Source organism: Aeromonas sp. TS_SC_11, from assembly GCF_057318915.1.
On the sequence record NZ_CM170470.1, the window covers coordinates 1,816,379 to 1,830,906 of the forward strand.

Below are 14,528 nucleotides of genomic sequence, written 5' to 3' on the forward strand. Positions count from 1 at the left end.
CGAGCGCGCAGAACTGGGCGTATTGGGCCAAACAGTGGCTGACTATAGCAAGGGATTGGGGGGCGGTGAGCCCCGCAGCAGCTGCGCCAGCCGCTCCAGCCCCTCGGCGACGCGGGCATCCGTGGCCGGTTGGCTCAGGCTCAGCCGTACCCCTTGCGGCGCGGCGAACTGGCCGGCGGCGAAGTGTTCCCCGCTCGCCACCCCGACGTCAAGGGCGTTGGCCGCCTCGGCGAATGCCTGGCTGCGCCAGGGCTCCGGCAGTGGCAGCCAGGCGTGCATGGAGCCTGCCTGCCAGCGGGCTCCCGGCAGCAGATGGCGCAGTAGCTCGCCGCGACGTGCCAGGATCTGCCGCTGCTGCTCGACCAATGGCATTATCTGGCGCTGGCTGACCAGCTTGCAGGCCAGCTCGATCAAGAGGGGGCTCACCATCCAGCTCGACAACCGCATCGCCTGGGCGAAGGCGTTGCGCAGGGCGGGCGGCGCCAGCACGAAGCCGACCCTCAGGCCGCCACAGGCGATCTTGGCCAGGCTGCCCAGATAGATGACCCGCTCCGGCGCCAGGTTGACCAGGGGGGCTACCGGGATACTGGGCAGCAGGCCGTTGACGTCATCTTCGATGATCAGCAGGTCATGGTGGCGTGCGATGGCGACGACGGCCTCGCGCCGTGCCTGGCTCATGATGGCGGTGGTGGGGTTTTGCAGGGTAGGGGTGAGGTAGAGCAGCTTGGCCCGCCGCGTGCGGCAGGCAGCCTCCAGCGCGGCGGGGATCAACCCCTCCTCGTCCATCGCCAGCCCCACCACCTGGTTCTTCAGCTGGCGGGCATTGCCCAGCATGCCGGGGTAGCTGAGCCCTTCGCACAAAATGGTCTCCCCCACGCAGCCGGTGGCCAGCAGAGAGAGCATGATGCCGTGCTGGGCGCCGTGGCTGAACAGCAGGCGATCCTCGCTGCCGTGCACCCCCTGCTCGGCCAGCCAGTCGATGAACAGCTGGCGCTGGCCGGGCTGGCCCGCCTCCTTGTCATAGCCGAGCAGGGCATTGAGATCTCCGTCGGCCACTTCCCCCAGCATGGGGCGAATGATGGCGGCCCTGTCCAGTTGTACCGGCAGGTTTTGCCACAGCTCGATGCGATGTCCCTCTTCCTTGCGGATCACCCACTCATTGGCCGGATCCGTTCCTGTGCCTTTGACCCAGGTGCCGTGTCCTACTTTGGCTGCCAACAGGCCGCGCCGCTCCGCCTCGCCATAGGCACGGGTGATGGTGCCGACGGTCACCCCCAGCCGATCCGCCAGGGCTCTGTGGGTCGGCAAGCGGGTTCGGGGTGGCAGGTCGCCACTGAGAATGGCCTGCTCTATGGCTTTCACCAGCTTGAGATAGAGGGGGCCATCGAAGGGGGCAAGGTCCGGGGTCCAGATTGTCATGGTGACAATAAATCCATTGATCCAAAATTGTCCTCAATATAGCGTGAAAGCCAACCTGTTAACAATCAAATACACCGCATTGTATCGATACAATGTGGCAATGAAGGAGTCACAAGATGACGATGGAATGGTATGTCACCCTGTTCGGCTTTGCCGTGCTCACCTGCGGTACGCCGGGCCCCAACAATCTGATGCTGACGGCATCTGGCGCCAACTTCGGGGTGCGCCGTACCCTGCCACACCTGACCGGCGTGGCCGTGGGTCAGCCCGTGTTGCAACTGGTCATGGCATTGGGGCTCTATCCCCTGTTCGAGAGCTGGCCTCTGCTGCGATTGGGGCTGCAGATCTTCGGCAGCCTCTATTTGCTGTGGCTGGCGTGGCGTATCGCCGTGGCTGGTGCCCCCGGTGATCCGGCCCGGCGTGCCCGTCCGTTGACCCTGCTGGAAGGGTTGGGCTTTCAGTTTCTCAATCCCAAGGCCTGGATGATGGCCATCTCCGCCATCAGTCTGTTCAGTCTGCCAGGTGCCAGTTACTGGCCTAGCCTGTGGGGGATCATGCTGGTGTTTCCGCTGGTGGGCTTCCCGGTCTGTTTTGTCTGGGTCTTGTTCGGTCACCAGTTGAGCAACTGGATCAGCACGGATAGGGGCTGGCGGCGCCTCAACGGCTCCCTTGGTGTGCTGACGGCGCTTTGCGTGGTGATGCTCTGGTATTGAGCGCGCGCCGCTGGCAGGCAAGAAAGAGCCATTTCTGACTTGTCGCCACTGGGCTGGCTCTGCATATTAGAAGGCTTGCCGTATATCGGACGCTTTGTATCACCAAGAGGTTGAGATGGATCTGAACTGGTTGCTTCCCCTGGCGGGCTTTGCCCTCATTACCTGTGGCACGCCGGGCCCCAATAACATGCTGCTCACCAGTGCCGGTGCCGCCCAGGGATTTCGCCGCACTCTTCCCCTGCTGGTGGGGGTGGTGGGGGGGATCAACCTGATGATCCTCGCCACGGCGCTGGGGCTCGGGGTGATGTTTGAAAAGGTGCCGCTGCTGCATGACGGCCTCAAGCTGATTGGCTCGGCCTATCTGCTCTGGCTGGCCTGGAAGGTGGCGACCGCCAGTGGCCCGGCCGAGGGTAACCGACCGCTCATTCCGGCCCATCAGGGCGCCATGCTGCAACTGCTCAACCCCAAGGCCTGGATGATGGCGCTCTCCGCCATCAGTGGCTTTACCCTGGCGGGGGAGGCTTACTGGCCCTCGGCCAGCTGGGTGCTCGGCATCTTTTTTGTGACCGGCCTGTATACCGGTGCCTTTTGGGTGCTGTTCGGTGCCCAGGTGCGCCGCCTCATCCGCACCGCCACAGGCTGGCGTCGTTTCAACCTTGGCATGGGGCTCGCCACGGCGGCCTGCGTGCTGATGATCTGGATTTAGGCGTCCAGGATCCCTTGACGTGTCGGCCCGGCCGCGACAGACGTCAACAGACCCTGGACCTTTGGCCTTACCTTCTGTCTTGTTGGCCCTTCGGGGCCTTTTTTATCTCGCTGGCTGCGCCATGCTGCACTGGCACTGCATTAAAGGAGTCCCCATGAAATGTATCGGTCTGCTGGGTGGCATGAGCTGGGAATCCACCGTCAGTTACTATCAGGCGTTCAACCGGGAGGTGCGGGCACGGTTCGGCGGTCTGCACTCGGCGCGAGTGCTGCTGAGCAGCGTCGACTTTGCCGAGATAGAGCGTCTGCAGCATGTCGGTGACTGGCCCGCGACCGCGCGCCTGCTGGCTGCCGAGGCGCGCAAGCTGCAGGCTGGCGGCGCCGATTTTCTGCTGATCGGCACCAACACAATGCACAAGGTGGCGCCCGAGATTGAGGCTGCCATCGACATCCCTTTGCTTCATATCGCCGATGCCACCGCCCGCCAGTTGCTGGCGGACGGGGTGCAAAGAGTAGGGCTGCTGGGTACCCGTTTCACCATGGAGCAGGATTTTTACAAGGGCCGCCTGCAAACCCTGTTCGGGCTTGAGGTGCTGGTGCCGCCAGCGGCGCAGCGCGAACGGGTGCACAGCATCATTTATGACGAGCTCTGTCTTGGCGAGATCCTGGCGTCATCGCGGGCCGAGTATCTCGCCATCATCGCCGGGCTGGCAGAGGCGGGGGCACAAGCCGTGATCCTGGGATGTACCGAGATTGCCTTGCTGGTGGGTGACTCAAAAGCAGCTGTTCCGCTCTATGACACCACTGCGATTCATGCCGAAGCGGCGGTGACACTGGCATTGCAGCCTGATTAACTGGTCAGATCTCACTATTCGTACTCGCTCCATACCCCTTGCCATAAAAGCGTGTAAAATTGCGCCCTGAATTTCCCGGCCAACTCGGTTGGCCGCGACTCCTTACACGCAAGGCTGACATTGTGACTGAAGTAGATAGATTCGCGGACATTCGCCCCTACCGCGATGAAGAAGTGCCGGCAGCCATAGAACGGCTGATCCAGGATGATGAATTTATCGGCGCCATCGCCAAGTATCGTTTCGGTTCCCTGATGAGCTGGCTGGGCTGGGCCATTCGCCCGCTGATCCGCCAATTCCTGCGCTACAAGTGGTCCAAGGTGACCACCATCCATCAGGTGCAGATGGGGGTGACCCGTTATATGTCCCGCATGATTGCCACCTCTACCAAGGGCGTGACCTTCTCCGGCCTCGAACACCTCAAGAAAGAGCAGGGTTACCTGTTTGTCTCCAACCACAGGGACATCGCCATGGATCCGGCGTTCGTCAACTGGGGGCTGCATACCCATGGTTTTGATACGGTGCGCATCGCCATCGGTGACAACCTGCTGCGCAAACCCTGCGCCACCGAGCTGATGAAGCTCAACAAGAGCTTCATCGTCAAGCGCTCCGCCAAGGGGCCGCGGGAGATGATGAAAATGCTCGGCGAGCTGTCCGCCTATATCGGCCAGTCGGTGCACGAAGGCCACTCCATCTGGATCGCCCAGAAGGAAGGGCGCGCCAAGAATGGCGATGACAAGACGGATCCCGCCATCCTCAAGATGTTCTATGTAGACGGCAAGAAGCAGAAAATCGACTTCGTCGACTACATGCGCAGCCTCAACATAGTGCCGGTCAGCATCAGCTATGAGCTGGATCCCACCGACAAGGCCAAGGCGCGCGAGCTGTACGAGAAATCGGTCAACGGCAGCTACGAAAAAGGCGAGTTCGAGGATATCGAGAGCATAGTCGCCGGCATCGTCGGCCAGAAGGGGCGGGTACATGTCTCCTTCGGCGCCCCCATCACCGAGGGTTTCAGCGATCCGGACGAGCTGGCGGCGCTGATCGACAAGGCAATCTGGGGCAATTATCGCCTCTTCCCGGGCAACTACCTGGCCGCAGATGTGTCCGGCAAGGCCAATACCATAGAGCAGGCGGCCTTCCTGACTCGTCAGTCAGAGGTGCCACAAGAGCACAAGGCCATCTGGCGCGCCATGTATGCCAAGCCGGTGGAAAACGCTCGCAAGGCTTGAATGACACCGGTTGTGTGAAAAAAACGGGAGCAGATGCTCCCGTTTTTGCGTCTGGTCAAAGTCGACGACGATGGAGTAGTGAATAATATTGTTTCAGCTGGTACGATCACCGGACGAATGCGTTTTCGTCTCTTGGCAAGCAGCGGATGAGTGTGTAACAGTGACCTCAGACGCTCGGCACGAGCAAATAGGCGCTTCCTGTCTGCATGGATTGCAGATGGTGCGACACAAGGACCTGAACAGGGTCCTTTTTCATTTTGCGGCAAAGATGCCGCCTGAATACACCTAAGGATCCGCTCGCCATGATCACCGGCAGTCTGAATACCCTGCAGCGAACGCCGCTGCCCGCCCCGCTGGCCCGCATCATGGTCGAGGTGGTGAAAAGCGTCGACCACTGGCTGAGTGCGCCGCTCGGCAAGACAGAGATCGACGGCCTCACGCTGTTGTGTCTGGTGAGCGAAGAGCTGACCGAGTCGGCAGCGGATCGCCGTGGCGAGTTCCATCAGCAGTATCTGGATATACAACTGCTGCTGCGCGGGGAAGAGTGGATAGGTGTTGGGCCTCACAGTTACGTCAATGACGGAGCCGATCATCCCCACCCCGATCTCTGGTTCGTCGACGACGAACAGACCAGTTATCTGGCGTTGCAGCCCGGTGATTTTGCCATCTTCTGGCCGGGAGAACTGCATCGCCCTCTCTGTACCCCCAACCAGCCGGCTCACGTGAAGAAGCTGGTGGTCAAGGTGCACAAGGATTTGCTGGCCGGCCTGTAGCCGTCAGCACGGCAGCTCAACGGGTGCGCGGCACCCTCCGGGTCCGCACCGACCCATGATGAATCGAGTGCACAGCGTCTTCGGGACCCGCACTTAACGTATTGAAAAATTGGGCGCACTTTCCTGCGACCATAAGCCCCCGGCAGGGGAATCCCATCCATTGTTGGATGACACGACACTGTCGGCATAAAGCCGAAGCACAGGAAGATGTAGAACATGAGCAAGTTGGTATTGATCCTTAACTGCGGTAGCTCTTCCCTGAAATTTGCCGTAATGGACGCCGAAACAGGTGAGGACATGCTGTCCGGCCTGGCCGAATGCTTCAATCTGGATGATGCACGTATCAAATGGAAACTCCACGGGGTCAAGGGCGAAGCCATGCTGGGAGCGGGCGCCGCTCACCAGGCCGCCCTCGACCATATCGTGGGTCATATCCTGCCCCAGGATCCGACCCTGGCCGAGCAGCTGGTGGCCATCGGCCATCGCATCGTGCACGGTGGCGAGCAGTTCTCCCGCTCCGTTCGCATCGATGATGGCGTGATCGCCGGCATCGAGGCCGCCATTCCGTTCGCCCCCCTGCACAACCCGGCGCACCTCATCGGCATTCGTGCCGCGCTCAAGGTCTTCCCGCAACTTGCCGAGAAGAACGTGGCCGTGTTTGACACCGCCTTCCACCAGACGCTGCCGCAGGAAGCCTATCTCTACGCGCTGCCCTACAAGCTCTATAAAGAGAACGGTATCCGTCGTTATGGCGCTCACGGCACCTCTCACCGCTTCATCGCGGAAGAGACCGCCAAGGCACTGGGCAAGCCGCTGGCCGAGCTCAACATCATCAACTGCCACCTGGGCAACGGTGCTTCCGTCTGCGCCATCAAAAACGGCGAGTCCGTCGATACGTCCATGGGCCTGACCCCGCTGGAAGGGCTGGCGATGGGCACCCGTTCCGGTGACATCGACCCCGCCGTCGTCTTCTTCATGCACGATCAGCTCGGTTACAGCGTGGACGAGATCAACCACACCCTTACCCGCGAATCCGGTCTGCTGGGTCTGACCGAGGTGAGCAGTGACTGCCGCTATGTCACCTCCAACTATGCGACCGACGCCGGCGCCAAGCGTGCGCTGGATGTTTTCACCTACAGAGTTGCCAAGTATGTTGGCGCTTACGCTGCTGCCATGGAGGGTCGCCTCGACGCTCTGGTGTTCACCGGCGGTATCGGTGAAAACGCCGCCATGGTGCGCGAGATGGTGCTGGATCGTCTGGCCCTGTTCGGCTTCAAGGTAGATAAAGAAGCCAACAATGCCGCCGTGCTCGGTGGAGAAGGCCCCATCACGGCTGAAGGCAGCCGTCTGGCGCTGGTGATGCCCACCAATGAAGAGCTGGTCATCGCCCGTGATGCCCTGAGTCTGGTCGGCTAACGCCCCTTGCTCCGATACAACGCCCGGCCTGCGCCGGGCGTTGTCGTTTCAGGCTTCCGGCTGAGCAAGTTGTCATTTGACATGGGGTGGCAGATACGTACCCTGACGGCTGTTTCATGTACAGGAGGTAGGGATGAAGGTGATATTTTTTAACTGGCTGGCGAGCATGGGTGTTGAAGTCAGCAACATGATGGCGCTGGTGATCGCCCTGGGCTTTATCGTCCTTACCTCGCTGATATTGCACGTGTTGTTGCACCGGGTTCTGCTGGTGCGGCTGGTGACAGTGCTCGCCAAGTCCAAACAGGTGTGGCTGCCCCCCCAGTTGCAACAGCGGTTGTTCTACCGGCTTGCCTTCGTGTTGCAGGGCGCCGTTATGCTCGGTCAGGCGGAGATCTGGCTGCCGAGCGGCTCCGACAGTTTGCAGCTGATCGAGATGGTGACCCAGTTCTGGATCCTGCTGTTTCTGTTGCTGGCCCTGTTTGCACTGCTCGATTGCATGTCGTCGGTGAGCCGTTACACCCGGCTGGGACGTGATCTGCCCCTGCGCGGCATCTTCCAGGGGGTGAAGCTGGTGGCCAGCATACTGGTCGGCATCCTGATGATCGCCCTGCTGCTCGGCAAGTCACCGCTCTTCCTGTTCAGTGGCCTGGGTGCCATGACAGCCGTGTTGATGTTGGTGTTCAAGGACCCCATCCTCGGCCTGGTGGCGGGGATCCAGCTCTCCGCCAATCGCATGCTCAGCGTCGGCGACTGGTTGCAGATGGACAAGTACGGTGCGGACGGCGAGGTGACCGATATCGGTCTCACCACCGTCAAGGTGTCGAACTGGGACAAGACCATCACCACCATCCCCACCTATGCGCTCATTTCCGACTCCTTCAAGAACTGGCAGGGGATGACGGAATCCGGCGGCCGCCGCATCAAGCGCAGTGTCAATATCGACATGACCAGCGTGCGTTTCCTGACCGCGGATGAACAGATGCAGCTCAAGCAGGCCCAGCTGCTGGCGCCCTACCTGGGCCGCAAGGAGCAGGAGTTGAGCGCCTATAACCAGCAGCTCAGCGATGCCCTCAGTTGCCCCATCAACGGGCGTCACCTTACCAATCTCGGGACCCTGCGCGCCTATCTGGATGCCTACCTGCGCGCCCATACCGGTATTCGCAAGGACATGACGCTGATGGTGCGCCAGCTGGCGCCGACCACTGACGGTCTGCCGCTGGAGATTTACTGCTTCACCGCGACCACGGCCTGGGCGGATTACGAAGGGATCCAGGCCGATATTTTCGACCATATCTTCGCCATCATTGAGCAATTTCATCTGCGGTTGCATCAATCTCCTACAGGTTACGATATGCGTGCCTGGCAGAGGGGACAAACGGAGTGAGGACTCGGGTCGAGGTGGCAGGGGAAGCGCCATATTAATCATCGACCCGTATCCAGTTGTCAGTTGAAATTTGGTGTGCAGAGGAGAAAAATGGCGGCCTTCTCTTCGCGCCCCTGATCTCTCTTGAATCAGCTGTCAGCCCTGAGACGTCAATCAAGTCATCATCATGGGAAAGTTATGAAGCTCCTTCGCAATAGTGCGGCTGCTCTGTGCTGCAGCCTTGTTCTGGCCGCCGCGCCTGTGCTTGCCGTTCAATACGATCTGCCCGGGGCCAACAGCCGTCTGGTGGGCGAGAATATGGAATACGTGGTGCCGGCCGCCGAAAACGGTCAGCCGCTGGAGGCCGTGGCCGCCAAATTCCAGCTGGGGCTGACCAATATGCTCGAAGCTAACCCCAAGGCGGATCCCCTGCTGCTGCAGACCGGCGAGAAGCTGGTGATCCCCCATCAGCTGATACTGCCGGATGCCCCCCGCGAAGGCATAGTGCTGAACGTGGCCGAGATGCGCCTCTACTACTACCCGAAAGGCAAGAAGGTGGTGGAAGTGCTGCCCATCGGCATAGGTCAGCTCGGCACCGACACCCCGGAAAACTGGGTGACCAGCGTGCAGCGCAAGAAGGCGGGCCCGACCTGGACCCCTACCGCCAAGATGCATGCCGAGTATGCCGCCCGTGGCGAGAGCCTGCCGGCAGTCTGGCCAGCCGGTCCGGACAACCCCATGGGGCTGTTTGCGCTCTACATCGGCAAGATGTACGCCATCCACGGCACCAATGCCCAGTTCGGCATAGGCCTGCGGGTGAGCCACGGTTGCGTGCGGCTGCGTAACGAAGACATAGAGTACCTGTTCAAGCAGATCCCGGTCGGCACGCGGGTGCAGTTCGTCAACCAGCCCATCAAGGCCACCGTCGAGCCCGATGGCCGCCGTTATCTGGAAGTGCATCAACCCCTGTCCCGCAGCGAAGCCGAGTTCAACTCCAGTCTGCCTGCTCCGCTGCCCATGACCCAGGCCGCGACCCGCTTTATCGCCCATGCCGACAGCGACTCCCAGCTGGTCAAGCAGGCGCTGGAGCAGCGCAGCGGCATGCCGATCGTCATCAATCGCTGATCCTGTCGTTCATCGTCTCAAGCCCCGGCCTCTGGTCGGGGCTTTTTTTTACGCTCATGCCGCCTGGCGCCTGGCGCCAGGCGGAGGGGGAGCAGACAAGCCCTTGCTGTCTCAGGATAAAATCCGGCGCATCTCTCCTTGAGTGGTTCGTTAGTTAGAGATGAAACGTTTATATTGTGTTTTTTATTTGTTAAAAGTGGTTGAGGTCATGGGATCTGCTGATTAAGCTAGGGCGGTTTTTTAAGGAAGAGCCCGTCGTCAGAACGGGTACACACGTCACCTAATGGAGTTTTGAATGACAGCCAGCACCCCCATGCTTATCACCTTTCTGGTGTATATCCTCGGGATGGTTTTGATCGGTTTTATCGCCTATCGCGCCACCCGCAACTTTGACGACTACATTCTTGGCGGCCGCCGTATGGGGAGCTGGGTCACCGCCCTCTCCGCCGGGGCCTCCGACATGAGTGGCTGGCTCCTGATGGGCTTGCCGGGCGCCGTTTTCATCGGCGGTATTTCAGAGAGCTGGATCGCCATCGGCCTCACCATAGGGGCCTATCTCAACTGGCGCTGGGTCGCCGGTCGCTTGCGGGTTCACACCGAGAAGAACCGCAACGCCCTGACCCTGCCGGACTATTTCACCTACCGCTTCGAGGACAAGAGCCGGGTGTTGCGCATCCTCTCCGCCCTGGTGATACTGCTGTTCTTCACCATCTACTGCGCCTCCGGCGTGGTGGCCGGTGCCCGCCTGTTCGAGAGCACCTTCGGCATGAGCTATGACACCGCCCTCTGGGTCGGTGCCGCGGCCACCATCACCTACACCTTCTTCGGCGGCTTCCTCGCGGTGAGCTGGACCGATACGGTGCAGGCGACCCTGATGATCTTCGCCCTGATCCTGACGCCGGTATTCGTCATCATCGCCGTTGGCGGCATCGACACCGCCATGATGCAGGTGGCGGCGCAGAACGCCAGCAACCTCGATATGTTCAAGAACCTGGACTTTATCGCCATCGTCTCGCTGATGGCCTGGGGCCTGGGCTACTTCGGCCAGCCCCACATACTGGCGCGCTTCATGGCGGCGGACTCTCACCACTCCATGGTCAATGCCCGCCGCATCAGCATGACCTGGATGGTGTTCTGCCTCGGCGGCGCCGTGGCCATCGGCTTCTTCGGCCTCTCCTACTTCTCCACCTTCACCGAGCAGGCCGCCGGTGTTACCGGCAACCCGGAGCGGGTCTTTATCGAGCTGTCCAAGCTGCTCTTTAACCCCTGGATTGCCGGCGTGCTGCTCTCCGCCATTCTGGCGGCCGTTATGAGCACGCTAAGCTGTCAGCTGCTGGTCTGTTCCAGCGCCATTACCGAAGATCTCTACAAGCCCTTCTTGCGCAAGAACGCCTCCCAGCAGGAGCTGGTGTGGGTGGGTCGCATGATGGTGCTGTTGATCGCCGTGGTCGCCATCGGTGTTGCCATGAATCCGGAGAACCGGGTACTGGGGCTGGTGAGCTACGCCTGGGCCGGTTTTGGTGCCGCCTTTGGTCCCGTTGTGCTGCTCTCCGTGCTCTGGTCGCGCATGACCCGCAACGGCGCCCTCGCAGGCATGCTGGTCGGTGCCATCACCGTCATCGTCTGGAAGCAGTTCGGCTGGCTGGGGCTGTATGAAATCATCCCGGGCTTCCTCTTCTCCGCCCTGGCGATTGTGGTGTTCAGCCTGCTGGACAAGGTGCCCTCCAAGGCCATGGTGGATCGCTTCAACGATGCCGAGCGCGAGTTTCAAACCCCGCCGCCCGCCAGCATGAGCGAGCCGGTCGCCGTCAACTGAGTCGGCCACCGCCAATAACAAAAAGCCCCGCGATGCGGGGCTTTTTCATGTGCCGCGACTTAGCCGGCGCACATCGGCGCGGGCCGCAGCACAGGTCTCTGTCAGCCAGCGGGCCCTGTCCGGCTCGTGGGCTGTATGCATGGGGCCCAGGTATTGGCGGTGGGTGAGCCGGATGCCGCACAGTCCCAGTACCTGCTTGTCGAGGATGCGCGAGGCGGGATCCCCCAGCCACCAGCGGTAGTACCAGACAGGGCTGTCCATGGTGAGCAGCAGGCGCGCCGTCTTGCCCGCCAGCAGACGCAGGGGCTGGGCCTTGCCCTTGACATATTGAAAGGCGAAGCCGGATAGCAGGGTGCGATCCAGCAGGCCCTTGAGACGGGCCGGCATGCCACCCCACCAGAGGGGGGAGACGATCACCAGATGATGAGCGGCAGTCAGGCTCTGCTGCAACGCCAGCAGATCCGGCTCCAGCGGCGGCATAAGGTCATAGCCATGGCGCAAGTCCGGTTCGAAGGCGAGCTCCCCCACGTGCAGCAGTGTGACCTCTGCGCCTGCCTCCTCGGCGCTGCGAGCATACTCGCGGGCCAGGGCATGGCAGAAGCTGTCGGGTTTGGGATTGCCGTTGATGACAAGCAGACGGGGTGGCATGGGCAGGGCTCCTGATGGGGTGAGCCCGCATTAGACCCTCTGTCCCATGGGACAGAGTCAAGGGGCGCAGTGGCCCTCTTTGATGAGGTCGATTATCAGTGCGACGGGCTTGCCATCGAAGGGCGTTTGCCAGGGCTTAGCCTGGCTGGAGGAGTGGCGTGCGGCAGGGATGCTGTTGCAGCAGCTCGGCGAACTGTTCCAGCTGCTGATACTGGTGTTGCAGGCGAGCCGTCTCGGCGGCGAGCTGGGCCAGTTTGCAGGCGATCAGGCGTTCGGCCTCCTGCCAGGGAAATTGCGCCATGTCGGTCAGGCCCGCCAGCAGGGATCTGAGCTCGCTGAGCTTGCAGCCAAACTGCTGGGCCTGACGAATGATCTGGACCCATTCCAGATCTTCCGCCCGGTAGACGCGATACTTGCCGCGCCGCCTGGGTTCGGGCAGCAGCCCCATCTGTTCGTAGAGGCGGATCGCCTTGGGTGTGGTGCCCGCCAGCCGGGCAAATTCGCCGATATACATATTGCTGTTCGCAAAGGTTGTTCGAGTAGGGGCCACTATAGGTCAGTGGCTGGCGGGATAAAATCCCCATGGGGGAGGGGGCGCGCCACAGGAGCGTGATATGACAGCGCTGATCCGTCATATGGGCCATAACGGGCGTAGATGGGTTGGTGATAACTAGACTTGTACAATCCGGCTACCTGTGAGCTGAACGCAAGCATAGGTACCGAGCAAAATTCCAGAGGTTACGAGTCATTCCTTGATGTTTTTCGATGCTTTAACTTGGCATCTATTTTATCCGAAAGATTTTGAAAACCGTCCAGATCAAAAGGGGCGTAAATGCGCTTGAGGCTGTTGGTTCGAATGACCATGCAATTTACGATAAGCAATTTTCCCATACTCACCCCCACCATCTCGGCATATGGTATGGATACTTTTCGAAAAAATCGGTTTCTACCAGCAACATCCTCACTTCTCAATTCGACTGAAAATAACCTGGACGCTTGCGCCATCACGAACAATATAATGAAGGCTGCTAGCAGTATTTTCAGATATTGGTAAAAGAGCCAGACACCCAGCTCCATGTTGAGTTGCGTTTTGTATGTACTGAGCGCAGCGAATCCTGCAAACATCAATGTGATAAATATAAAGAAGCGCTTGCTTATTGAGAATAATGGCTGCTTCCAATTTAATGAGTACTTCATCACTGTTCCTGTTGGATTAATACATAACGCCCATTGAATAGGCTGCCAAGGTACTACCACCAAACTAAAATGCAACAGCCGTAACCACCACGATTCATTGGGATTGCGATCATCATCTGTTGACTAAAAACTGAAGTATTGGGCATCCACCTTGCTAGGCTAGTTTTCTATCGAGATGGTGGGTGTCCCAGATTCTGAAAAACTATAAATACAGCTTATGGTGGCATCGGCGAGCCAGATATTGCCACAAGGTGGCCGATAGGGGCTCTCCAAGGGGATTTCCTAAACTTTGCTTATACGGTGGTAGATTATTTACGGTTGTCCAAATACGCTGCGCTATTCGAACCGATGGGCTGGATGACCTCTACTTTTGAATGCATCTAAACATGGGGGGGTTACCCTTTTACAGGTGAAATACAAAAATTCATTACGATTTCTTTAGTACCTGGAACAGCTCTATTTTCACTAGGAAAGTGCCAAATATTGAAATCCTTGTTAGGAAAAGTATCGTAATGCAATTTATCCCAACCCAACATTTCTGCCATTTTCACAAATGCAGCTTCTTTTGCTTGTGAAAGCGTCAAGTTAGGATTGAGAAATTTCATGTACCCCGAATTAACTGCACCAGTCAGAATATCAACCACCTGCAATCCATAGTGCATCTTTGAGTCATGCATTGCCACACTTTTAATATTATTGTTAGAACCTATTTGAGAAAGCATATTATTAGCAACAATACCTATGACCTCGTCGTGCTTTTTGTATTTATCACATTTTTGGTCAATTAAAACTGTTAGTTCGGAGCCAACGAGCTTTGCAGTGTTCTTGAGTAAATAGGTATATGTTTGGTAAAAGGCTAGTTCGCGGTCTATTAGCCAATTGTTGTAAATAGACTTTTCAACGACAATAGAATGAAAGCAGCATGAACTGCGCAAAACCATTGACAGTAGATCAATGCAAATATTTGCTTGTCCTGCACTATTCTTGATTTTTGACCACTTAAGTTCACCAACAATACCTCGCTTGGCTTTGAGGTTTAATACATAGTCATTGAACTCGTTAATTTTATCTTTAGGGACACACAACAGACCGATGGAATAACAGCGATCACTACCTGTTGTACCACTTTCATCTCCAAATACTAAAAAATCCATTGATGCTCCTTAGAAATATAATGCCCGCCTAAGGGGCTGGCAACGCATTACTACTAAACTCAACAACTGTAACCACCGCGGTTTAAAGGGATTGAAAACGCCATGCGTTGACCGTC

At 58.7% G+C, this 14,528-nt stretch carries 14 protein-coding genes; 9 read left to right on the forward strand and 5 right to left on the reverse strand.

Annotation, left to right across the window (positions count from 1 at the left end):
• Positions 1-42 precede the first annotated feature (42 nt).
• Positions 43-1,419 carry an aminotransferase-like domain-containing protein gene (locus tag AC1P02_RS08615; protein ID WP_485184988.1) on the reverse strand — a complete coding sequence of 459 codons (1,377 nt, stop codon included), beginning with the start codon at positions 1,417-1,419 and terminating at the stop codon, positions 43-45.
• 116 nt (positions 1,420-1,535) lie between these two features.
• On the opposite strand from AC1P02_RS08615, the gene AC1P02_RS08620 reads away from it, so the two are divergent.
• From AC1P02_RS08620 to putP, 9 genes are all read left to right on the forward strand, one after another.
• Complete coding sequence (locus AC1P02_RS08620) at positions 1,536-2,132, forward strand: LysE family translocator (RefSeq protein ID WP_005318697.1); 597 nt, start codon at positions 1,536-1,538, stop codon at positions 2,130-2,132.
• Positions 2,133-2,247: 115 nt separating this feature from the next.
• Complete coding sequence (locus AC1P02_RS08625) at positions 2,248-2,838, forward strand: LysE family translocator (RefSeq protein WP_021139498.1); 591 nt, start codon at positions 2,248-2,250, stop codon at positions 2,836-2,838.
• A 154-nt stretch (positions 2,839-2,992) separates the two neighbouring features.
• Positions 2,993-3,691 (forward strand): aspartate/glutamate racemase family protein, encoded by a 699-nt coding sequence (locus AC1P02_RS08630; RefSeq protein ID WP_485184991.1) that lies wholly within the window; start codon positions 2,993-2,995, stop codon positions 3,689-3,691.
• 122 nt (positions 3,692-3,813) lie between these two features.
• The gene (locus AC1P02_RS08635; RefSeq protein ID WP_005318702.1) at positions 3,814-4,920 is read left to right on the forward strand and encodes a 1-acyl-sn-glycerol-3-phosphate acyltransferase; all 1,107 of its coding nucleotides are present in this window, start codon (positions 3,814-3,816) and stop codon (positions 4,918-4,920) included.
• Between the two features lie 302 nt (positions 4,921-5,222).
• Positions 5,223-5,693: a NanQ anomerase/TabA/YiaL family protein gene (locus AC1P02_RS08640; RefSeq protein WP_429180678.1), complete on the forward strand. Its 471-nt coding sequence runs from the start codon at positions 5,223-5,225 to the stop codon at positions 5,691-5,693.
• Positions 5,694-5,909: 216 nt separating this feature from the next.
• A complete protein-coding gene (locus AC1P02_RS08645; protein ID WP_005318706.1) occupies positions 5,910-7,109 on the forward strand; it encodes an acetate kinase in 1,200 nt (399 codons plus the stop codon).
• Positions 7,110-7,242: 133 nt separating this feature from the next.
• The gene (locus AC1P02_RS08650) at positions 7,243-8,493 is read left to right on the forward strand and encodes a mechanosensitive ion channel family protein (RefSeq protein WP_059168317.1); all 1,251 of its coding nucleotides are present in this window, start codon (positions 7,243-7,245) and stop codon (positions 8,491-8,493) included.
• Between the two features lie 177 nt (positions 8,494-8,670).
• The gene (locus AC1P02_RS08655; RefSeq protein WP_485184994.1) at positions 8,671-9,597 is read left to right on the forward strand and encodes a L,D-transpeptidase family protein; all 927 of its coding nucleotides are present in this window, start codon (positions 8,671-8,673) and stop codon (positions 9,595-9,597) included.
• Positions 9,598-9,892: 295 nt separating this feature from the next.
• Positions 9,893-11,413 (forward strand): sodium/proline symporter PutP, encoded by a 1,521-nt coding sequence (gene putP / locus AC1P02_RS08660; RefSeq protein ID WP_485184996.1) that lies wholly within the window; start codon positions 9,893-9,895, stop codon positions 11,411-11,413.
• 45 nt (positions 11,414-11,458) lie between these two features.
• Here putP and AC1P02_RS08665 read toward each other — a convergent pair whose 3' ends face one another.
• From AC1P02_RS08665 to AC1P02_RS08680, 4 genes are all read right to left on the reverse strand, one after another.
• The gene (locus AC1P02_RS08665; protein WP_485184998.1) at positions 11,459-12,061 is read right to left on the reverse strand and encodes an NAD(P)H-dependent oxidoreductase; all 603 of its coding nucleotides are present in this window, start codon (positions 12,059-12,061) and stop codon (positions 11,459-11,461) included.
• A 136-nt stretch (positions 12,062-12,197) separates the two neighbouring features.
• Positions 12,198-12,575 (reverse strand): MerR family transcriptional regulator, encoded by a 378-nt coding sequence (locus tag AC1P02_RS08670; RefSeq protein WP_485185000.1) that lies wholly within the window; start codon positions 12,573-12,575, stop codon positions 12,198-12,200.
• 224 nt (positions 12,576-12,799) lie between these two features.
• On the reverse strand, positions 12,800-13,258 hold the full coding sequence (locus tag AC1P02_RS08675; RefSeq protein WP_485185002.1) for a hypothetical protein: 459 nt from the start codon (positions 13,256-13,258) through the stop codon (positions 12,800-12,802).
• A 395-nt stretch (positions 13,259-13,653) separates the two neighbouring features.
• Positions 13,654-14,412 (reverse strand): DUF3800 domain-containing protein, encoded by a 759-nt coding sequence (locus AC1P02_RS08680; RefSeq protein WP_485185004.1) that lies wholly within the window; start codon positions 14,410-14,412, stop codon positions 13,654-13,656.
• Positions 14,413-14,528: the final 116 nt, after the last annotated feature.

Bases quoted from the DNA above. Each gene is read 5' to 3' on its own strand.
- AC1P02_RS08615 (WP_485184988.1), bottom strand. From the start codon at position 1,419: ATGACAATCTGGACCCCGGACCTTGCCCCCTTCGATGGCCCCCTCTAT.
- AC1P02_RS08620 (WP_005318697.1), top strand. From the start codon at position 1,536: ATGACGATGGAATGGTATGTCACCCTGTTCGGCTTTGCCGTGCTCACC.
- AC1P02_RS08625 (WP_021139498.1), top strand. From the start codon at position 2,248: ATGGATCTGAACTGGTTGCTTCCCCTGGCGGGCTTTGCCCTCATTACC.
- AC1P02_RS08630 (WP_485184991.1), top strand. From the start codon at position 2,993: ATGAAATGTATCGGTCTGCTGGGTGGCATGAGCTGGGAATCCACCGTC.
- AC1P02_RS08640 (WP_429180678.1), top strand. From the start codon at position 5,223: ATGATCACCGGCAGTCTGAATACCCTGCAGCGAACGCCGCTGCCCGCC.
- AC1P02_RS08645 (WP_005318706.1), top strand. From the start codon at position 5,910: ATGAGCAAGTTGGTATTGATCCTTAACTGCGGTAGCTCTTCCCTGAAA.
- AC1P02_RS08650 (WP_059168317.1), top strand. From the start codon at position 7,243: ATGAAGGTGATATTTTTTAACTGGCTGGCGAGCATGGGTGTTGAAGTC.
- AC1P02_RS08655 (WP_485184994.1), top strand. From the start codon at position 8,671: ATGAAGCTCCTTCGCAATAGTGCGGCTGCTCTGTGCTGCAGCCTTGTT.
- putP (WP_485184996.1), top strand. From the start codon at position 9,893: ATGACAGCCAGCACCCCCATGCTTATCACCTTTCTGGTGTATATCCTC.
- AC1P02_RS08665 (WP_485184998.1), bottom strand. From the start codon at position 12,061: ATGCCACCCCGTCTGCTTGTCATCAACGGCAATCCCAAACCCGACAGC.
- AC1P02_RS08670 (WP_485185000.1), bottom strand. From the start codon at position 12,575: ATGTATATCGGCGAATTTGCCCGGCTGGCGGGCACCACACCCAAGGCG.
- AC1P02_RS08675 (WP_485185002.1), bottom strand. From the start codon at position 13,258: ATGAAGTACTCATTAAATTGGAAGCAGCCATTATTCTCAATAAGCAAG.
- AC1P02_RS08680 (WP_485185004.1), bottom strand. From the start codon at position 14,412: ATGGATTTTTTAGTATTTGGAGATGAAAGTGGTACAACAGGTAGTGAT.